Origin of the sequence: Agrilactobacillus yilanensis (assembly GCF_003946725.1) — a bacterium.
GTDB classification, from domain to species: Bacteria; Bacillota; Bacilli; order Lactobacillales; family Lactobacillaceae; genus Agrilactobacillus; species Agrilactobacillus yilanensis.
In genome coordinates this window covers 33,496-55,013 of the sequence record NZ_RHOY01000015.1, presented here as the reverse complement: position 1 = coordinate 55,013, position 21,518 = coordinate 33,496, and the positions used below count along the sequence as shown (strand labels likewise).

Genomic DNA, 21,518 nt, shown 5'->3' with positions numbered 1-21,518 from the left:
CGTCATCACTCCTCAACGCTACTGCCGCGTTCAATAATATAATCATGAATTCGAGATTTTGTAATTTTACCAATAACTTTACGGGCGTCATCTTTGGCCACAATCGGTAAAGAATCGACTTGATATTCCAATAATAACTGCCCGGCCTCTAATAACGTGGTTGCGACGGTACAAGTAATAATATGCGGTGTTCTAGTCATCACGACCGCTACTGGTGTTTTTTCAATCGCCATATTTAACGAAGCCCGCAATAGATCTTTGCGGGATAACAAGCCCACCAACTGATTATCATCATCCGTCACATATAAAGAACCTACATCGTACATAAATAAAATCGTAATGGCATCATAAATTGTTTGTTTTTGTTTAATAATTAATGGCGGTACCATAATTTTTTGTACCGTTGCACTCAAAAAATCGTCAATTGTCTGTACTGTCAGACTTGCACCGGCATAAACATAGCCCACTTTGGGGCGGGCTTGTAAGACACCGGTCATCGTCAAAATTGAAAAGTCATTACGTAATGTCGCCCGGGATAAACCTAACGCCCCGGCGATTTTTTCACCGCTAATGGGCTGTTTGTTTTTAACGATTTCTACGATTTTCAACTGTCTTTTAGTGAGTTCCAACCCATATCCTCCTCATAAATGTCTGTTTTAATTATATAGTATGACAGAAATAAGTCCATAGTATATCATAAATATCTTGACATTATATTTGTGATACGTTATATTGAAATCGCACTAATAAGTACATCACATTGGAGGAATAGTATGTCAGAATTAACTTACGCATTTTCAGAAGGTAACAAAGATTTAAGAGAAGTCCTCGGCGGCAAAGGGGCCAACTTATGCGAGATGACCAATTTAGGCCTACCTGTTCCCCAAGGTTTCGTAATTTCAACCATTGCTTGTCGCCAATACTTAACTGAGAATATTTTAACCGACCACTTAATTAATGAAATTAAAAATCGTGTCCAAACTCTAGAAGCACAAACTGAAAAGACCTTTGGCACTGGCACGAATCCGCTTTTGGTTTCCGTGCGTAGTGGGGCTAAGTTCTCCATGCCCGGCATGATGGATACTATTTTGAACCTTGGTTTAAATGATGATACCGTCCAGGCCGTTGCTGCTAAAACCCAAAATCTTAATTTCGCTTATCAATGCTATCGCCGATTGATTCAAATGTTTGGGGATGTGGTTTTTGAAATTGACATCAAACATTTTAATCAGGCTTTTGAAACTTTAGAAACTGAAAAAGGCTATCCAGCTGCTGATTTCCAAAAGGCTGACTGGTTAGACGTGATTGCCCGCTACAAAGAAATTTTTGCAGCCAATGCGGGTCAAGATTTCCCACAAAATGTTTATGATCAAATGTTAATCGCTGTTGAAGCCGTCTTCAAGAGCTGGAATAACGACCGAGCTAAAGTTTACCGGCAGCTGCACAATATCCCAGAAGATCTTGGGACTGCCGTCAATATCCAAAGAATGGTTTTTGGTAATTATTCCGAAACTTCTGGAACCGGGGTTATGTTCACCCGAAATCCAGTAAACGGTACAGCTGCTTTATTTGGCGAATACCTTTCAAAAGCCCAAGGGGAAGATATTGTCTCCGGTGCACGGACACCAGACCCAATTGCGGACTTAGAAGCGAAGTTACCTGCGATTTATCAGCAATTGACTGAAATCGCTACCAAATTAGAAAATCACTATAAAGATATGCAAGACGTGGAATTTACCGTTGAAGATGGCAAACTCTTCATGTTGCAGACACGTAATGGTAAACGGACGCCTAAAGCAGCTGTCACGATCGCTTATGATCTTTTTCAAGAAAAGCGGATCAGTGAAACTGAAATGATTCTTCGCATTGAACCAGGGATGATTGATCATTTGTTGCATCCTAATTTCCAAGAGGATGAATTAGCCAATCATACTGCCATTGCTAAAGGCCTACCCGCTAGTCCCGGTGCGGCAGCTGGTCAAATCGTCTTCACGGCAGAGGATGCTAAAGCGGCCACTCAAAACGGCAAAAAAGTAATTTTACTTAGAAACGAAACTTCTCCTGAAGACATTGTGGGGATGACCGTCAGTGAAGCCATCATCACTTCTCATGGTGGCATGACATCCCACGCCGCTGTTGTTGCCCGGGGCATGGGGACTTGTTGTGTCGTTGGCTGCCAAGATTTACATGTGGATGAAGATCAAAAAGTCGCCAAATATAACGGTGGTGCCCTTTATGAAGGGGATTTGATTTCTGTTGATGGGACAAGCGGCAAAATTTATTTAGGCCAGCTCGCCACAACTGCTGAAGAAATTTCTGAAAAACTCAATGATATTTTAGATATTTGTGACAAACACGCCCGTTTAATGGTCCGTGGTAATGCCGAAACACCAAAAGATATTCGTGAAGCAATCACAAAAGGCGCTCAAGGTATCGGCTTAGCTCGAACAGAGCATATGTTCTTCAAGCCTGCCCGCCTAAAAGCGATGCGGCAATTGATTTTAGCTGATAATGATGATGAAATCACCGATGCACTGCGTTTCATTAAAGGTGAACAAAAAGGTGACTTCGAAGACATGTATGACGTTTTACTAGATCGTCCTGGTACTATTCGGCTCTTAGATCCACCGCTACATGAATTCCTACCTAGCGATAAGGGCGAATTAAAACAACTCGCTGCTGAAATTGGTAAAGATGCGGCAACTGTTGCTGATAAAGCCCGGGCTTTAGCTGAAGTCAATCCAATGTTAGGCTTACGGGGTGTTCGTTTAGCCGTTGTCCTGCCACAAATTTATCAAATGCAAGTTGAGGCAATTATGGAAGCAGCTATTGCAGTCAGCAAACGCAAGCACATTACGATCACACCCGAAATTATGATTCCATTAACCGGCACGGTTGAAGAAATGGCGATGGCCAAACAGCTTTGTGTTGATACCGCAACTAAAGTGCTTGCCGATGCAAATATTTCATTAAATTATGAAATTGGCACGATGATTGAAAATCCAAGAGCTTGTATCATTGCGGATGCCTTAGCCAAAGATGCAGACTTCTTCAGTTTTGGCACGAACGACTTAACCCAATTAACTTACGGCTATTCTCGCGATGATGCCCATAAGTTCTTACCAACTTATTTGGACAAACATCTCCTCCCCCACGATCCATTCCAAGTTTTAGATACACAAGGGGTGGGCACATTAATCAAAATGGCAGCGACAAATGGTAAGGCTGCCAATAAACAATTAAAAGTTGGTGTCTGTGGTGAAGTTGGCGGTGAACCACGTTCGATCCGCTTCTTAAATACATTGCCAATTGATTACGTTTCTTGTTCCCCATATCGGGTGCCTCAAGCACGGCTCATTTGTGCCATTAGTGAAATTGAACGGCAATCGCAAGACACTTACGCACACACAAACGCTTAAAAACACTTAAAAAAATACCACTTTAATGAGCCTGCTCATTAAGTGGTATTTTTCAGAAAAACTTACTTTTAAAGTGAAATTGGTTTGATTCGATATTGGCTCATCCGATACGTTTTTAACCCACCGTCGATGTTATAAACATCATAACCGAGCTGACTCAAAATCCGGCAAACATTATAGCCCCGAAGGCCAACTGCACAGTACACATAAATTGGCTGTTCTTTTGGCAATTCTGCTAGGCGTTGCCGAATCTCACTTCTTGGAATATTCACAGCACCATCCAGTTTTGGCATTGCTAATAACTCCGCCGGATCTCGAACATCTAAAAAGAAGGCTTGATCCACTAATAATTGTGTGACTTGTGACCATTGAATGGTTTTAACCAATCCATTTTGAATGTCTTCACCTAGGTAACCGGCAAAATTAATCGGATCTTTTGCGGAAGCGTATGGCGGCGCATATGCGACCTCCACATCAATTAGATCTGTAATTTTACCACCAAAACGCATCGCGGTGGCAATCATATCAATACGTTTGTCCACTTCTTTTTCGCCTAAAGCTTGGGCCCCTAAAATTCGGCCGTCTTGTTTATCAAAAAGCACTTTTAATTCAATCGCTTCTGCACCTGGATAGTAAGTTGCATGGGCTGCGGGATGTAAATGCATCGCTTGATAATCAATGTTTGTCTGCTGCAATTGTTTTTCATTCACCCCAGTAGCCGCTGCAGTGAAGTCAAATACTTTAACGACCGAAGTGCCAATGACTTTAGGATCTTTTTTTGGTAGGCCGTTCAAAATATCAGCTAGTAATCGGCCTTGTCGATTGGCCGGCCCAGCTAATGGGATTGATTGGCGCTGATTAGTGACCCCATTGACCACGCTGATCACGTCACCAATGGCATAAATTTGTTTTTGACTTGTTTCATATTGATCAGAAACTTTAATAAAGCCTCGCTCATCCGTTTCAATTTCGGCAACCCGGGCCAATTCTGAATTAGGCCGGACTCCCATGGCCAAAATAACTAAGTCCGCTGGAATTTGTTTGCCTGTGTCCAAGACAACTTTGCGGCCCATTTCTGCAAAGCTCGCTAGTTTTTTACCAAGCATTAACTGAACGCCATTTTCTTGTAGATGTTGGTGCAGGAAGTGAGCCATTTCGGGATCAAAATTTCCCATCACTTGGTCAGCCGCTTCAACAATAGTGACATGATAGCCCTTCTGAGTTAAATTTTCAGCCATTTCAATACCAATGAAACCGCCGCCCACAACAACGGCATATTTATTCGCATGGCGGTTCGTCGTCATGAATGCTGTAATTTCATCCACATCCGGCACCGTTCGAACAGTGAACACATTATTCGCCTGATCCAGTCCCGGTAAATTGGGCTGGATTGGTCGAACACCTGTGGACAGCACTAAAGATTGATAATGATCCGTTTGTAATTCAGTTTGTCCCTCAATTTGAATTTGGATCGTTTTCTGGTCCGGCTCAATATTTACAACTGTACTATTAACGTGAACTTCTATATTAAAGTCAGCTTTCATCGCTGCCACAGTTTTAACTAATAAATTCTCACGATTTTCAATCGTCCCGCCCACATAATAAGGTAGGCCACAGCTGGCAAACGAGATATAAGGGCCAGCTTCATAAATTACAATTTCTGCCGTTTCGTTTAAGCGCCGTAACCGCGTCGCTAAAGAAGCGCCCCCAGCAACACCGCCAACAATGATAATTCTGTCTGTCATAAAGTCCCTCTTTTCTTTGATGTGAAATAAGTAACGATTCCGATATTATTATAGCATAGCCCTATTTTAAGCCGTCATTTTCTCATCAATTTAGCATAATTAAACTAAGGGAATTTGCTATTTATTCGTCCTAAATAGATTAATAATTCACAAAGGTTAGATTTCAAATCAATTTTAACGAGTTTTAATCCTATAATCTGTAACGCTATTTTATCGTTATAGTGCCTCTAATCCAGGCGTTCAACCAGTAATTACCCGTATATCTCTTGATTCTATCATAAATTTTTTTTGTGTTTTAAAAAACTTTTTAGATATTTTTTATCTTAAATTGAACAATTTAACGTTATCTTAAAAAAGTGATTTTTTTCACTAACTTAGGTTAATTATATTGACAATGAAATTAGATTAGACTAAGCTTGTTTTAGTACAGAGGACATCTAACGTTTTTTTCTGGCGTCATCGTGTTTTTTGACAAATAACTGATAAATCTTCTATCGATTTAGGCCTGTGATTCAGAAAATCGATCAAGTTAGCGTACTTAATCGCTTTTCTGAATCATGTTGTCTTTTAAGGTGATTTATCAACTATTTAATGAAGATTTGTATATAGGAGGCAGTAACATGTTTAAGGTTACAGACTACAAACAGCACTCAGCAACTGAATTTGAGGTTTTAATTGATGCCCCAAGAATCGCTGCTAAGGCAAAACCAGGTCAATTTGTAATTGTACAGCGTAATGAAACATCTGAACGTATTCCATTAACAATTTGTGAAACTTTACCCGAACAAGAAAAAATTCGGATTATCTTCCAAGTTATTGGTAAATCAACTTATGATTTGGCCAAACTTAGACCTGGAGATGAATTGTTCAGTCTTGCTGGTCCCCTAGGCAAGCCTACTGAGGTCCAAAATTATGGTACCGTTTTATTAGTTGGTGGTGGTGTTGGGATCGCTGCTTTATATCCAATCGTTAAAGGCCTTAAAAATGCAGGCAACCGGGTCATCACAATCTTAGGGGCTAAAAACAAAGACTTTATGATTTTAGCCGATGAATGTGAAAAATATTCAGATGAATTAATCTTAATGACCGATGATGGTACTTTGGGCCGCAAAGGTTTAGTTACTGAAGCTATGGAAGATGTCTTGAAACGTGAAAAAATCGATTGCTCTTGGGCAATTGGCCCTGGGATTATGATGCGTTTTTGCACGCAAACCGCACATAAATACGATGTCCCAACTTATGTTTCTTTGAACCCAATCATGATCGATGGCACAGGGATGTGTGGCGGTTGTCGGGTTAGTGTTGGTGATGATATCAAATTCGCTTGTGTTGACGGCCCAGAATTCCTTGGTGATCAAGTTGACTGGGATACTTTCATGAATCGGATGAAACAATACCATACACAAGAAAAAGAAGCTTATGCTGAAGTTAAGGAGGGCTAACCACCATGGCAAAACGCAGTTATAACAAAACACCAATTCGGGAACAAGACGCAGAAGTTCGTTCCCATAACTTTAAAGAAGTTGTTTTAGGCTACACAATGGAAGAAGGCAACTTAGAGGCAAATCGTTGTTTACAATGTAAAGATGCCCCTTGTATCCAACATTGTCCCGTTATGATTGATATTCCAGGCTTCATCAAACAAATCAAGGAAGGCGACATGGATGGCGCCCGCAAAGTTATTGCCCGTTATTCTAACTTGCCTGCCATTTGTGGCCGTGTCTGCCCACAAGAAAAACAATGCGAAATGGTTTGCCGGCTTGGTCAATCCAAGAAATTTGAACCCGTTGCTATTGGTAAACTTGAACGGCTTGTTGCAGACTGGTCTTTAGACCATCCTGAAGAACCTGCTGATATTGCCCATGACAAAGGCAAAGTTGCCGTTGTTGGTTCTGGCCCTTCAGGCTTAACCGTTGCCGGGGACTTAGCTAATGCAGGTTATGACGTTACTGTTTTTGAAGCTTTATCTAAAGCTGGTGGTGTCTTATCTTATGGGATCCCAGAATTCCGTCTACCTAAGACAATTGTCCAAAAAGAAATTGATCAAATTAGTGCACAAGGTGTTAAAATCGAAACAGATGCTATTGTGGGTAAGACCATCACAATGGATGAAATCATGTCTGATTTTGATGCTTGTTATATTGGTGTTGGTGCCGGGACACCAAACTTTATGAAGATCCCCGGAACAGAACTCAACGGGGTTTACGCTTCCAGTGAATACTTAACTCGGATTAACTTAATGCATAGTTATGAATTCCCTAAATATGATACCCCTATCGAACCCGCTAAAGATGTTGTGGTTATTGGTGGTGGTAACGTTGCCATGGACTGTGCCCGTTCTGCAAGACGTTTAGGCGCTGAAAAAGTAACCGTTGCTTATCGGCGTTCCGTTGAAGAATTGCCAGCTCGTGTGGAAGAATATCATCATTCTGTTGAAGAAGGTATTGACTACAGCTGGTTAACAAGTCCTATCGAATATATTGGTGACGAAAACGGTCAATTATCTGGTGTGAAATGCATCAAGATGCAATTAGGCGAACCTGATGACTCCGGCCGCCGCCGTCCTGAACCAATTCCTGGTAGTGAATTTATCATTCCTGCAACAACAGCTATTGAAGCCATTGGTCAAGGTGCAAACCACGTCTTGTTAGATACATTCCCTGAATTAGCAACTAATAAATGGGGCTATATCGATGCTGACGAAGAAACTTGTGCTACTTCAATTCCTGGCGTCTTTGCCGGTGGTGATATTGTCACTGGGGCAGCAACCGTTATCTTAGCTATGGGTGCTGGTAAAATTGCCGCTAAAGAAATTGATCAATATATCACTGAAAAGAAAGCAAACACAGTTAACAATTAACTAACGTAGTATAAAAAAAGCGACTAGGTCAAATTTGATCTAGCCGTTTTTTTATACTATTTTTAAAACGTGTGTGTTCAATTTTATTTATGATAAGGGCGATTGTTATTAATCATAAAGGCACGATAAATTTGTTCCGTTAAGACAAGGCGCATCAATTGATGGGGTAAGGTCAATTTACCAAAGGATAATGTTGTGTCCGCACGCTGTAATACAGCAGGACTCAACCCTAAAGAGCCCCCGATCACAAAAGTAATATCACTATGCCCATAAGTTGTTAGTTCCTGTAATTCTGCAGCAAAAACCTCTGAACTGCGTTGTTTGCCGTCAATCGCTAAGGCAAAAACATATTCCTTAGCTTTGATTTTTTGACAGATGCGTTCACCTTCTTTAGCTTTTACTTGAGTCATTTCAGCAACGCTTAAAGATTCCGGTGCCTTTTCATCAGGGACTTCCACAATTTCAAACTTTGTAAACGCACTGAGTCTTTTAGAATATTCAGCGATGCCCTGTTTATAATATTTCTCTTTTAATTTACCAACACAAATAATTTTTATATTCACAGTAGCCACCCTTTTTTGTTTAATTTAAGTTTTACACATTGTTACTAATTTATCCACTAAATTTATACACAACCGTTTGAAGTCAGCTTCTAAATATTGTAGGTCGAAAAAAAATAAGCGCTAGATGTAGAAATTGAAATTTTTTTTTTTTATTTTTAAAAAAGTTATCAACAAAATTTGTAATGTTCGAAATATTAAAGTAACCCATTACAAATGTGATATTATTAGTACTTACAGTCGTTATTCCATATAAGAAATATCAGTTGTAAACAGGCTTTTTAATTATCTGTGGAAAACTTTTTAGGCTAATTAGCCTTGTTATTCACACTATCCACAGACTTATCCACATTTAATTTCAGAACCTCTCATCGCTATCCACATACTTGACAAATAAATTAAGGAACATTTATTAAAATAAACTATCTATAGTTCGTTATTTTTATTAAAAAAGCTTAATCCATAGGTTTTAAATATCTAAAGCGTCTCCATAAACGTACGTTCTCATTTTTTCACTAAAAAAAGCTTGATCCAATTACTTGAACCAAACTTTTTGAGCTACTTTTTAATTCTCTGTCCCACTGCTGGAACTTGAACTGCTGCTATAACTTGCCTTTTGTAAAGTGACCGTGGTTGTTGCCTTTTTACCATCCCGGTAATAAGTAATCTCCACCTTGTCGCCAACTTTGTATTTATACAAGGCCGTATGCAGCTTAGCAATACTTTCAACCTTTGTGCTACCTAAAGCCGTAATCACATCATATTTCTTTAAGCCCGCATTTGCGGCGGCAGAACCATCCGTCACACTAGAAACCACAGCGCCCGTTGTCACACTGCTTGGTAATTTCAAGACTGAACTTTGTTGACTCGCTGAGATTTGTGATAACTCAACAACTGAAATCCCTAAAGCCGGTCTTGTAACAGAACCATTTTGAACCAATTGATTAATGATTTCCACAACTTCATTACTTGGAATCGCAAAGCCCATCCCTTCAACCGTTGTGCCATCATTACTTTCTGCCAGCTTCATCGAGTTAATCCCGACGACTTGCCCAGCAGCATTTACCAATGGTCCACCAGAGTTCCCAGGATTAATGGCCGCATCCGTTTGAATAACCGTAGATTCACCGGTTTGCTGCCCAGTGGTTTCATCCGTAATCGGCATCGTTCTGCTTTTAGCTGAAATAATCCCTTGCGTCACCGACGTCGCATAATCACTGCCTAAAGGCGAGCCAATGGCGATAACTGCTTCACCGGGTGTAATACTGTCAGAGTTCCCAAAACTTGCTGTCGTGGTCACTTTATCGGCATCAATGGATAACACTGCTAAATCCGTTACCTCATCGGCCCCTACCAGTTTAGCCGTTAATTTTGTCCCATCGCTCATGATGACTTGTAGTTCATCAGAACCGGAGACAACGTGGTTATTCGTAACAATATAAGCCTTGCCATTTTCCTTTGTATAAATAACCCCAGAACCTTCACCATATTCCTCTAGCGAACCAGAAGAAGACGATGCGCTAGAACTGCTAGAATTTGAATTTGAATCAGAATCGCCAAATAAGCCGGCAAAAGGATTACTGCTGTCAGTGGCACTTTCTTTTTGCAAATTAACTACTGAGACAACCGCATTTTTAACCTTTTTAAACGATTTAGTCATCTGATTGGTGGACTTCACGGTAACGTTACTCACTTGTGTCGTGCCGCTTTTTTTAGTCGTTAGCGCCGGTGTGGCACTGCTGGTGCTTGTATCCCGACTGCTAGCCAGCGAAAACCCGCCATAAGCCACCCCACCACCAATTACTGCTGAAACAACAGCTACAACGGCCGTCTTCCATAGGCCACTTGAAGATTTACTTCTGCTTTGTCTATCTTTTTTGTCCAAAGTAATCTCACCTTCACTGAAATATTGTCATTAATTATCTTTACGAACACAATAACAAATGGGTATGAAATTTTTATGAAAAACTAATGTTCAAAAAAATATCAGTCCTAGGCCTTAAACAAAAACAACCGTGCCAAGTTATGGTCACAGTTGCTAAAATCTACGCTCAAACACAAACAAGTGGATCAGCCACTGCTGGATCTGTATCCAAAATTTTAAAGTCGTGCCCCACACCTAAATCTTCAGCCGCCAGCATCTGACTGATGGTTAAATGCGCTAATTCTTTAACATTATTTTCTTGGCTTAAATGGCCTAAATAAATTTTTTTAGTGTGATTACCAATGACATCAATTAACGCCCGCCCGCCATCTTCATTGGACAAATGGCCTTTATCGCCTAAAATACGCTGTTTTAACGGCCAAGGATAGCGACCGCAGCGTAACATTTCTACATCATGATTACATTCAAATAAATAAGCATCAGCATCTTTAATCGTCCCCGCGACATTTTCAGAAACGTAACCCGTATCCGTCAAAATGACAAATGAGCGGCCATCATGATGAAATTCATAGAATTGTGGCGCAATGGCATCATGGGAGACCCCAAAACTTTCCACATCTAAGTCATCAAACGTCATGGTTTTACCCATTTCAAAAATATGTTTTTGTGCGGTGGCTACTTTACCAATTTTATGCGCCATAGCCTGCCATGTTTTTTCATTAGCGTAAACATCCATTTGGTATTTACGGGCTAAAACACCAACCCCTTGGACATGATCGCTATGTTCATGGGTCACAAATAACGTATCCACATCTTCTAACTTACGATTAATACTGGCCATTAAATGTGCAATTTTTTTACCAGACAAACCAGCATCTACTAAAATCTTACGTTTTGGTGTCTCAATATAAGTTGTATTACCGGAGCTGCTGCTGGCTAAAACGCTAATCCGTAAACTTGAACTATGATCCTCCATCAAACCTAGGTCCCTTCTAAAATAACTATAGCTAATATAACATAGACCGGCCGATCAATCATCTACTGCGTAATAAGTTGACTCTGAACTTTTACTTTTGATCAGGGCACCGGTAAACCCATTGATTTGCTTTTGGGTAACGGTTTTAGTGCTATTATCTTTGACGCCAATGTACCACGTAGGAATATAAATCGTGCTGCCTTTTGCATCTAAAAAGCCATAATAGGCTAAGCGATACCAGACAACGGTGGAATTTGTCGGAATTTCTGAATTTGTATATAAATTATTAATCGCTGCCTTTGCACTGATCACCGTATTTTTTTCCCGCAGCACAATAAAATTATCCACATATTGCTGCGTATAACCGGTGATCGTGTTGTCATCTAACTGAAATATCAAGCGCGCCTTCACATCAAATACAGGATGTCCGTTATGTTTTTGGGTAAAAACCAACTGGCTGCTATTTGATAATTCAGGAACATACTTATAACTATGGCCATACAAAATTCGATTGTGTTCTTTTAACAAGGCCTTAGCCGCGGTTAAAGCCTGTCCCTTTTTATAATCTACCGGCTGATAAAACCGACTCGTTAACTCACCATCACTATTGACGTTAAAGTTCTGCCCGGTCAAACGACCCGACTGATTACTCAATTTTTCGTTACTACGACTGGCCAAATAGTAGCCGCTTTGCGCTTTGTTTGACAGTTTATTGGGAATCGTAATATCGTCATCTTTCATATCTTGCCGTAAAGATTCAGTCGTACTTTGACTGACATCCGTGGCAAAAAAAACATTTTGATTTTGATTGTAAGATACAAATAAAAAAATATCTAAGGCCACAAAGACGGCTAATAAAATTAATTCTAATCGTTTAAAATCCATTTATGAACCACCGCCTTGTTCCGTCAATAGGTCACTGTAATCTTTCCAAGCATCATTAATATATATATAATAAGTCGGCTGTAAATCAATCACTTGCTGATTGGTTTTTGTTTCCGTCCAACGATACCCCAGCTGAATGCCTTTGATGGCTGTCGTGTCTACCCCAGCATTTTTTAAGGCTGACAGCATATTTTCAGTGGCTGGTAATTGACCATCTTGGCTTTCCGATGGGATCGGCACTTGTAATGTTCCACTTGGAAATTTCAGAATTTGGCCGCTCGGTGTCAGCTGTATTGAAGTATTGCCGCCGTCTTGGAAAACTGGGAAGCCCTCCACATAGCTGGTGTATGTTACAGTTTTAGTCGTAAAGTCACTGCTGAAATAATGCACGCTCGTTAACGAGTTACCTAAGTTAACCAAGCGCTTAAACCCATTCACTAATAAATCCGTGGATGAGCTGATGGCAATTGTATCCGTATAGTCCTCATATTGCACTTGCCCATTACTGCTGTCCATCGAAAGTTTCTTATACAGTCCCTTATAATAGGTGGTTGTATCGCCACTTTCGCGGGCTTCAATGTTGGTATCATTATCATTTGCAGATAACAGCGTTGAAATATAGTTATTTACATTTTCCCGGGAAATTAAATAACTGTACGGCGTCATTTCCACTGTATCTGTATAAAACAACGTCAGCTGATCATTTAAAAAGGCTTCTTTCACTGGTAAACCCAGATCCGCATCTTTTAACGATTTCTGCAGTTTTTCAACTTGATTATCTTTAACTTTCACACTATAAATTTTTTGATTTTTATCATTACCTAAATAGACCCACCGTAAATCGTTGGTTTTCAAAATAATTCGGTTAAATTTAAAATCCTTTTTAGCCGGTGTATAAGCTAAACCATAAATTTTACGAAATAGCCGCCAAGTAATTTCATCTGAGTAGACCAATTGTACTTGATGCTTGCCGTTAACCGTATCTAAATAACTATCATAGGTGTTACTTTTAGGGGCTTTTAATTTTTGAATGGTCCACTTCTGAATTTCTTTTTTATAACTGAGATTGGGATTTTCTCGACGATTATAGACCATATACTGCTGTGTGGTCCCTTTTTTTAAGATCTGTGCCGGCAGATAAATATCTGATAGGTCATGATCGGTCTCATTGCCACTTTGGCTGGAGGCAATTTTAGTATTAGGATTGCGCTCATACCGCGCATTGTTTGTCCAGATCAAAAAAGATAATACAATACTGACTGCAATGGCCAGCACTAACCCAACTTTTAATAAAACATCAGAGAGTTTTACGCCCATTCGTCGTCACTCTCCTTATACTTATGATAAGGCAAGGAAATATAAAAAGTGGACCCCTTACCTTCGACACTATCTGCCCAAACGCGACCATGGTGCGCTTCAACAACTTCTTTAGAAATTGCCAGCCCTAAACCAGTACCCCCTTGTTTACGGGATCTGGCTTTATCCACCCGATAAAAACGATCAAAGACTTTGTTTAAATCTTTGCGGGGAATACCTAAGCCTTGGTCCGAAATACTAATAATGACATTATTGTGCATTTCGATTAACCGACACGTGATCGTGCCCCCATCCGGAGAATATTTAATCGCATTATTCATAATATTATCTAGAACTTGGGTGATTTTATCCGTATCAATTTCTACCCAAAGATCCTGTTCGGTGAATTCCCGGTTAATGACATAACGCTTATTTTCATCGGGTTTCATTGTCAACGTCTTATCGGTTTTTTCGTTGCGTAGCATCATATCAAACCGATTTAAAATATAATTAAAAAATTCATTCATATTTACAAATTCTAAGTCCATTTGCGCAGTCCCTTGGTCCATTCGTGACAAACTCAATAAGTCCGTCACCATGCGAATCATCCGTTCGGTTTCTTCTTGAGTTACTTTCAAAAAACCGGGGGCTACTTCTGGATTTTGCCAAGCACCATCATTTAAAGCTTCAATATAACTGCGTAAACTGGTGAGGGGTGTCCGAAGTTCGTGAGAAACGTTTGAGACAAATTCTCGCCGTTCCTGGTCCACTTTTTGCTGTTCCGTCACATCATGGAGCACACAAACTAACCCGCTGATAAAGCCGGTTTCTCTTTGAATTAACGAAAAAGTTGTATGCAAAATTAAATCATGATCACTGTGGTCTGAAAAGTCCAGCATAATGCTGCGCTGATCGTCTTCCAGCAGTTCACGAAAACTGTATTCATTTTCTAAATGTAAGATTGTCAAAATAGACTGTCCAATGGCTTCTTTACTGGACAAGTCTAAAAATTCTTCGGCCATATCGTTTAAGATAATAATATTGCCCCGTCGATCAGTGGCAATTACCCCATCGGTCATGTTGCCTAAAACACTGTCCAGGCGGCGTCGCTCCGCTTCAGAAGCTTCTTGGGCTTCTTCCACACGAACTGATAAATTATTAACGGCAACTGCCAATTGGCCCAGCTCATCATGCCCATAAATTCGAACTTGCCCAGAGTAATCCCCTCGAGCCATGCGAATCGCTTGTTTTTTCATATCATCAATGGGCTTCGTAATTGCCCGGGCAATAAAGATCGCTATAATAATCCCTAAAACACCCGCCACAATAGAAGCGGTTAAAAAGATAACCGTAATCTTATTGATGTTTTGATAGACACTCTCCATGCTGGCTCGAATATACATTACCCCAACGGTGGTGTTGTTATCACTATTGGGGTTCACTAAGGGCAGGACAGAAACATAATAGCTCCCTTGATTATTATCATATGAAATTCGCGTCTGTTTGCGGCCGTTAAAAATAACTTGCTTGATCTGGGCGTTAGTTGTCCGGTGTCCAATATTCCCCTGATCATTAATATTACTGGCACCTCGAATAATACCCTTACTATCAATGACTTGTAATTCAGTAATAGAGCTGTTGTTAATATCCGAGGTGATGATGTTTTTAATATTTTTATTAGCGGTAGTCTCGCTAGTCCGTAGTAGTTCTTTAGCCAATTGACTATCTACATATGGCGCCACTTGAATAGAGCTTTCAAAAGACTCAATGTTTTGCTGTTCTAATCGCTTGATAAAATAAGCCCCGATAATCTCTAATGTGATTAAAAGTAACGAGACAAAAGCTAAAGTAATTTTAAAATGGATAGATTGAAAGAAGTTTATTTTTTTATTCATTAACGTCCCTTAATGCGCCTTCGCTAGTTTGCATAGATCCAATAGTCCCTAAATTAGGCTGTTTAATCATTTTCTGGATTACGCAAATAATACCCTACGCCTCGTCGTGTCACCAGCCATTCTGGATGACTAGGATCGTCTTCAATTTTTTCCCGTAAGCGTCTGACGGTAACATCCACGGTGCGGACATCCCCAAAGTAATCATAGCCCCAGACTGTTTGCAACAAATGCTCTCTTGTCATTACTTGACCAATATGCCGTGCCAAATAAAAGAGCAGTTCAAATTCTCGATGGGTTAATTCAATTTTTTCTTCCCGTTTGGTCACCATATAAGCATCGGGCTCAATAATTAAATCGCCCACGTTGATTTCATTACTTGCTGTATTTTCAGTGGCTTGCGCATTGGCATTACTGACTTGTCGCCGTAAATTCGCCTTAACTCGAGCTACTAATTCTCGGTTAGAAAACGGTTTTGTGACATAATCATCGGCCCCTAATTCTAGCCCTAAAACTTTATCAATTTCAGAGTCTTTGGCCGTTAACATAATAATCGGTGTGTCCCGTTTTTTGCGTACTTGTCGGGCCACTTCCAAACCGTCCATTTTAGGTAACATTAGATCTAACAAAATTAAATCGGGTTCTTCAGCTTCAACTTTTTCGACGGCCTCTTCACCATCGTAAGCTGTAACAACTTCATAGCCTTCTTTTTCAAGATTAAATTTCACGATATCAGAGATTGGTTTTTCGTCATCGACGACTAATATTTTTTTAGCCATTAAAAATACCTCCTTGGCTGTAACCATAGTCATATTATAGCTAATTCGCTAGTTGATTACAAAGTCACGCAAACTAGACACTATCCAACCGGACTCAAAATTTAGGTTTGCCTAAATTATCTGCCGATTGATGGTTGATTTCTTCACAATTAGCGTTAGAATTTAAGTAAGGGCAACGAACGACGATCAATTCGATTTGCCATACATAGGTGTTCAGACCAGACAATTGCCTAGCCTAAATGCTCAATAATCTATTAGGGGATGTTTGTTTTGAAAAAAGAAGTTGCAGATTTATTAAGGGTACAGGTCAACAAGGAACTTCAGTCCGCTTATATTTACTTGGATTTTTATAACTACTTTGCCGCTAGATCATTGACGGGCTTTGCAAAATGGTATAAGCAACAGTCTGAAGAAGAAGTGCAACATGCTTGGGGCTTCATTAACTTCTTACACGATATGGATGAAACAGTCACCTTAACTTCTGTTGAATTGGATCCTAAGCCTTATAAAGATCCTTTAGAAATTTTAAAGGCTGGCTTGGCACATGAACAATTCATCAGTGATTCTATTCGCGGTATTTATAAAGAAGCCGCTGCTAATGATGAATATGAAGTTCAATCCTTCTTAAAGGGCTTTATTGATGAACAAGTCGAAGAAGAAAAGAATGCCAAGAACTTTATCAGAAAGTATAACTTAGCTGGCCCTGACAATCTTTACGATTTGGACGAAGGCTTACTGGCTAACAAAGATCACGAATAAAATAATTTTAATAATCATTGAATGGTATGCTTTTATTGGCATACCATTTTTTATGTTATGCTTTAAGAATAATAATACAAAGTTATCAGCCGATTTATCCAGTTTATAACATATTCATGTCACCCTTCAAACATTTATCTGTTATTTTTTGAGTTTTACCAACTTTTTTGCCAGGCATCCCCTTGCAAGTACTGTCATAATATGATAATATATTTAAGTCGTCAAATGATGAGTTGGGTTGTTAGCTCAGCTGGCAGAGCAACGGACTCTTAATCCGTGGGTCCAGGGTTCGATCCCCTGACAACCCATCTATATGACATTAACCAGTGGTAACGAAGCTTAATACGCCGTTATTGCTGGTTTTTTATTTGGTTCGAATTTCATTGAGTTTCATTCGGAACCACCGTTTGGTAGTCAAAATATAAAACACAAATAATGAGCGCTGAGCAGGCTGGGTGTCTGTTAGCCAAATTAGGCTAGCGGCTTTTTTTGCAATTTCTAATACAAGTGCAAAAGCTATGATTCTAAGGTTTACTTTGGAGGTTACCTTGTTAATTGTAGCTTTTTTTATGCCGAGGACGGTACATACCGCGATCTTCTACATCCACAATCATAACAATGCTTTGTCTAAGCCCTATTTTTAGCCGTATTAGTAAAGTCGCCTGCTTCGTTTGCAGTCATGCAAAACCGCTGCTTAATTATGGGCTATAATCAATGCTACAAGTGCCAGTATAGCTGGTACCCCTTGGGAAAGAATAATTTTTTTACTAGCTGTCAGCGCACCATATATTGCGGCAACTACAACAAAGCCCACAAAGAGATATAAATTCCATATTCTAATTTCACTAGGGAATACAAACATGGACAAAAGTATGCCGATCCCAATAAAGCCATTATATAAGCCTTGATTAGCCATACTTACTTGAGCCTTTTTTTGTGCCAAATACGCTTTTGGCAGATCAAAAGCATTTCTAGCAATCTTTGTTTGCGTCAGAAACATTTCTAACACCATTATAAAAAGTGCCTCTAATGCAACTATAATGACCAACACATCACTAATAATTTTCAATGCTTATCATTCCTCTACTTTTATTTATGCTTATCATAGCATACAGCACCTTCCAGTTTTTAAGGCTAGTTAATCAATGGTCTACTAGACATAAGTTTTACATTAATGTACCCGGGATAGCCTTAGGGCAAACATTGCATTGTTCTAACTATTGTGATATATTTCACTTGCACTGACACCAAAAATATTTTGAGGTGGAAGGCCCTTTACTCAGATAAAATCTATTACATACTCATTCTGAACGATCGTGCCTTTTTTGGTGCGGTCGTTTTATTTTTATAAAAGTTGAGAAAGAAGGCTATTACTTATTCTATAAGGGTTTACAAATCATAGTTTTGGGGAGGATTCACCTATGAAAAAAATATTTAAGTATATCACCATTGGCCTTGTCATGTTATCCGTCAGCCTAGTGTTCAATGCCTGTGGTCAAACGCAAAAACAAAGTACGGTAAAGACTGAAAAAGTCAGTCAAACAAAAACCATCACCGATCAGGCTGGCAACAAAGTCACTGTACCTAAAAAAGTAAAACGCATTGCGGTTGTCGGTTCAATTTGGCCATTACCTTCAGTTTTAGCTGTTTATTTTAACTCTGCTGATAAAATTGTGACTATGCCAGAACCTAGCATGACTGCTGCCAAAAACAGTTTACTTTCTGAATTATATCCAGATATTTTAAAGGCCAAAACTAGTTTTAATGATGGTACAACGGTTAATTTAGAAGAACTGAAAAAAGTAAAACCGGATATTGTTTTCTATGGTGCAGAAAACACAAAAATGCAACAGCAGCTCACCAATGCCGGTTTTACCGCGGTTGGCGTTTCTGTTAGCAAATGGAACTGTGACACGATCAAAACCCAAAATCACTGGATTGAACTATTATCCAAGATTTTTCCAAAAAATGATAAAGCCAAAGTCTTAAAAGATTACAGTCAAAAAATTGCCACCATGGTTAATCAACGGACTAAGTCGATCAAAGCCGCTGACCGACAACGTATTTTCTTCTTACGTCAATACAGCAGTACTAGCATCATCACCGGTGGTACCGTTTCTTTTGCCCAATATTGGGCAGATGCCATCAATGCTAAAAACGTTGTGACCATCCCGAATTCCAGCAACGTAACCCAAGTCACCATGGAACAAATTTATCAATGGAATCCGCAGCATATTTTAGTTACCAATTTTAATAGTGCTACCCCAGATGACTTATATAACAATACAATTAGAAATTATGATTGGGGTAAAGTTGCGGCAGTTCAAGATAAAAAAGTTACTAAAATGCCTATGGGGATGTATCGCAGCTATACCCCAGGCGTAGATACACCAATTACCTTACTGTGGTTAGCAAAGACAGTTTATCCGGATAAATTCCAAGATATTAACATGGTCAAAGAAACAAAAACCTACTATAAAAAAGTCTTCAAAATTAATCTGACTAATAAACAAACACAAAAAATCTTAAATCCTGATACATCCACTTGGTAAAAACGGCCTTTATCTAAGCATTTAAGATGTTATACTATTTTAAATACTTAGATAATAGGAGACTAACCATGACCAGTGAAAAAGAATTGATGCGCACAGATCAACTTTACAACGCCGGCGACGCAGAACTAACCGCCTGGCGCAACCGTACCAAACAATTAATCTTTGAATACAATCAGTCAGCGCCAGCCGCTGAATCTACGCGTAACGCATTGCTGCAAAAACTCTTAGATAATCCGACCAAAGATGCCTATATTGAAGCACCTACGCGCATGGATTATGGTCAAAATATTCATTTAGGCGCCCATTTCTATGCCAATTACGAAAGTATTTTCTTAGATACCGCTCAAATAACTATCGGCGACAATGTCTTATTAGGCCCCCGGGTCAGTCTGCTAACAGCAGGACATCCCATTGACCCCACCGTTCGAAACGAAGGCTTAGAATTTGGCAAACCCATTACCATTGGCAATGACGTCTGGATTGGCGGCTCGGTAACTGTCTGCCCTGGCGTGACCATCGGCAGTAACGTCGTCATCGGCGCCGGCGCCGTTGTCACCCAGGACATCCCAGCAAATAGCGTCGCAACCGGTGTCCCAGCCAAAGTCTTGAGAAAAATCACCACCCAGGATCAACAAACATGGACCGCAGAAAAAAAACGATATTTAGCTAATAGAGCGTGACAAAAGACGGGTTGATTTTGAGCATAGCCTAGGCTAACGCCGTGAGCGGTTTTTGCTTACAAGTTAGACGTAGCTAAGCGCAGAAATCAGTCTTTTGGAACGCGTTTTAGAGCCAGAGCGTGAACTAGAGCGGGAAAGCCTCGAACACTAACCTAGACTTAGCAGTTAATCGTAAGACATTGTTAATACAAACCCCCTTGAGAATTTAGTTGTCTCAAGGGGGTTTTATTGCCCGTAAAATTAATCCTAAGTACTTACAAGTTATCTATCGTAAATCTCATCAACAAATTGTCTAAACGCCGCTTGACTCGTTTTGATGATCGTCTCTTCCATTTTTTGATAAGCAATCAAAAAATCATACCCAGCAGCAGTCAAATCCGTTCGGCCCCCATGTTTGCCACCATGCTGCCGCGCTACCACGATAAAACCAACATCTTTTTCTAATTGATTGACCAATGCCCAACCCTTGCTATAAGATAAAGCCATTAGATCACAGGCCCCACGCATCGCATGAGTTTGGGAAATTAAAAATAGCAATAACTTTACCCGAGCCGTAAAGAACACCGTTTCTTGTTCTAAGCCAAGATTATTGATTAAATGAAAGCCCTCCTCGGTCACATCTGATTCAGCGTGCACACGAATGCCGGAATCATCCACATTGACCCAGTCAATCTCCGTACCAGTGGCAACAATCGCCTCATTTAATCCTTGAGCCCCACTATAATTTAAAATTGGTGTAATCATTTTATTCGTCAATACAATTGGATGGCCACCCCGCTTTTGAAAAGACGGAATAACCACATCCCCCTCAGCCTCTAAGACACGTTTCATCGTCTCTGCAGAAAAAAATGGCGCATTCACCGGTGCAAAGACAACTTTATCACAAAGATCCTGCAAAAAAGAAAAACCAATTTTTGCGGATTCAATTAATTCTAACGGTGATTCTCCTACCGGCAAAAAAATAACACCATCTTCTGCCAGCTGATACCGAACTTTGTCTTCTTGGGGACCAGTTAAGACAACGATGGGAAAAACACCCGCTTGTTTTAATAACAAAGCAATTCGTTTTACTGCCGTGATTGTCCCGACTTTTTTTAATGGAAAAGCCAGCTTTGAATTGGCAGCTGCAATAATCCCACCAACACTACTAATCTTCAAATTATGCACCCCACTTAAATTTGACACCTTACTTTTATATAAATTAATCCAAGTAAATTATAACATAGG

At 39.8% G+C, this 21,518-nt stretch carries 17 protein-coding genes and 1 tRNA gene; 7 read left to right on the top strand and 11 right to left on the bottom strand.

The genetic code is table 11. The annotated features are described in order from the left end of the window. Nucleotides 1-5 precede the first annotated feature (5 nt). Nucleotides 6-629 carry a helix-turn-helix transcriptional regulator gene (locus tag EKM93_RS09980; protein ID WP_125715450.1) on the bottom strand — a complete coding sequence of 208 codons (624 nt, stop codon included), beginning with the start codon at nt 627-629 and terminating at the stop codon, nt 6-8. Between the two features lie 144 nt (nt 630-773). Here EKM93_RS09980 and ppdK point away from each other — a divergent pair, with 144 nt between their 5' ends. Continuing rightward, the gene (gene ppdK / locus EKM93_RS09975) at nt 774-3,419 is read left to right on the top strand and encodes a pyruvate, phosphate dikinase (RefSeq protein ID WP_125715449.1); all 2,646 of its coding nucleotides are present in this window, start codon (nt 774-776) and stop codon (nt 3,417-3,419) included. Between the two features lie 68 nt (nt 3,420-3,487). On the opposite strand, the gene EKM93_RS09970 is transcribed toward ppdK, so the two are convergent. Next, nucleotides 3,488-5,164: an FAD-dependent oxidoreductase gene (locus EKM93_RS09970; RefSeq protein WP_125715448.1), complete on the bottom strand. Its 1,677-nt coding sequence runs from the start codon at nt 5,162-5,164 to the stop codon at nt 3,488-3,490. A gap of 620 nt (nt 5,165-5,784) precedes the next feature. On the opposite strand from EKM93_RS09970, the gene EKM93_RS09965 reads away from it, so the two are divergent. Continuing rightward, nucleotides 5,785-6,606, top strand: coding sequence for a sulfide/dihydroorotate dehydrogenase-like FAD/NAD-binding protein (locus tag EKM93_RS09965; protein ID WP_125715447.1), 822 nt, complete (start codon nt 5,785-5,787; stop codon nt 6,604-6,606). A gap of 5 nt (nt 6,607-6,611) precedes the next feature. Continuing rightward, on the top strand, nt 6,612-8,024 hold the full coding sequence (gltA, locus tag EKM93_RS09960) for an NADPH-dependent glutamate synthase (protein ID WP_125715446.1): 1,413 nt from the start codon (nt 6,612-6,614) through the stop codon (nt 8,022-8,024). Between the two features lie 83 nt (nt 8,025-8,107). Here the strand turns inward: gltA and rlmH are convergent, their stop codons facing one another. The 7 genes from rlmH to yycF all read right to left on the bottom strand — a co-directional run bounded on the left by rlmH (nt 8,108) and on the right by yycF (nt 16,297). Continuing rightward, nucleotides 8,108-8,587, bottom strand: a complete 480-nt coding sequence (gene rlmH / locus EKM93_RS09955) for a 23S rRNA (pseudouridine(1915)-N(3))-methyltransferase RlmH (RefSeq protein WP_125715445.1) — start codon at nt 8,585-8,587, stop codon at nt 8,108-8,110. Between the two features lie 562 nt (nt 8,588-9,149). After that, nucleotides 9,150-10,469: a S1C family serine protease gene (locus EKM93_RS09950; protein WP_125715444.1), complete on the bottom strand. Its 1,320-nt coding sequence runs from the start codon at nt 10,467-10,469 to the stop codon at nt 9,150-9,152. A gap of 166 nt (nt 10,470-10,635) precedes the next feature. Continuing rightward, complete coding sequence (locus tag EKM93_RS09945) at nt 10,636-11,445, bottom strand: MBL fold metallo-hydrolase (protein WP_125715474.1); 810 nt, start codon at nt 11,443-11,445, stop codon at nt 10,636-10,638. A gap of 54 nt (nt 11,446-11,499) precedes the next feature. Next, complete coding sequence (locus tag EKM93_RS09940; RefSeq protein WP_125715443.1) at nt 11,500-12,330, bottom strand: two-component system regulatory protein YycI; 831 nt, start codon at nt 12,328-12,330, stop codon at nt 11,500-11,502. Then, complete coding sequence (locus tag EKM93_RS09935; protein WP_125715442.1) at nt 12,331-13,647, bottom strand: YycH family regulatory protein; 1,317 nt, start codon at nt 13,645-13,647, stop codon at nt 12,331-12,333. It abuts the gene before it with no gap. Beyond that, nucleotides 13,638-15,521: a cell wall metabolism sensor histidine kinase WalK gene (gene walK / locus EKM93_RS09930; RefSeq protein ID WP_125715441.1), complete on the bottom strand. Its 1,884-nt coding sequence runs from the start codon at nt 15,519-15,521 to the stop codon at nt 13,638-13,640. The genes EKM93_RS09935 and walK overlap by 10 nt, the downstream gene beginning before the upstream one ends. Before the next feature lie 62 nt (nt 15,522-15,583). Next, the gene (yycF, locus tag EKM93_RS09925; protein WP_125715440.1) at nt 15,584-16,297 is read right to left on the bottom strand and encodes a response regulator YycF; all 714 of its coding nucleotides are present in this window, start codon (nt 16,295-16,297) and stop codon (nt 15,584-15,586) included. A 270-nt stretch (nt 16,298-16,567) separates the two neighbouring features. On the opposite strand from yycF, the gene EKM93_RS09920 reads away from it, so the two are divergent. Beyond that, the gene (locus tag EKM93_RS09920) at nt 16,568-17,056 is read left to right on the top strand and encodes a ferritin (protein WP_225423687.1); all 489 of its coding nucleotides are present in this window, start codon (nt 16,568-16,570) and stop codon (nt 17,054-17,056) included. A 235-nt stretch (nt 17,057-17,291) separates the two neighbouring features. Further along, nucleotides 17,292-17,364, top strand: a tRNA-Lys gene (locus tag EKM93_RS09915). Between the two features lie 386 nt (nt 17,365-17,750). Here EKM93_RS09915 and EKM93_RS09910 read toward each other — a convergent pair. After that, nucleotides 17,751-18,125 (bottom strand): DUF1304 domain-containing protein, encoded by a 375-nt coding sequence (locus EKM93_RS09910; RefSeq protein ID WP_125715438.1) that lies wholly within the window; start codon nt 18,123-18,125, stop codon nt 17,751-17,753. Nucleotides 18,126-18,477: 352 nt separating this feature from the next. Here EKM93_RS09910 and EKM93_RS09905 point away from each other — a divergent pair, with 352 nt between their 5' ends. Both EKM93_RS09905 and EKM93_RS09900 read left to right on the top strand, forming a co-directional pair. Further along, complete coding sequence (locus EKM93_RS09905; protein ID WP_125715437.1) at nt 18,478-19,608, top strand: ABC transporter substrate-binding protein; 1,131 nt, start codon at nt 18,478-18,480, stop codon at nt 19,606-19,608. A gap of 68 nt (nt 19,609-19,676) precedes the next feature. Continuing rightward, a complete protein-coding gene (locus EKM93_RS09900) occupies nt 19,677-20,291 on the top strand; it encodes a sugar O-acetyltransferase (RefSeq protein WP_125715436.1) in 615 nt (204 codons plus the stop codon). 261 nt (nt 20,292-20,552) lie between these two features. On the opposite strand, the gene EKM93_RS09895 is transcribed toward EKM93_RS09900, so the two are convergent. Beyond that, nucleotides 20,553-21,449, bottom strand: a complete 897-nt coding sequence (locus EKM93_RS09895; RefSeq protein WP_164507059.1) for an NTP transferase domain-containing protein — start codon at nt 21,447-21,449, stop codon at nt 20,553-20,555. Nucleotides 21,450-21,518 lie beyond the last annotated feature (69 nt).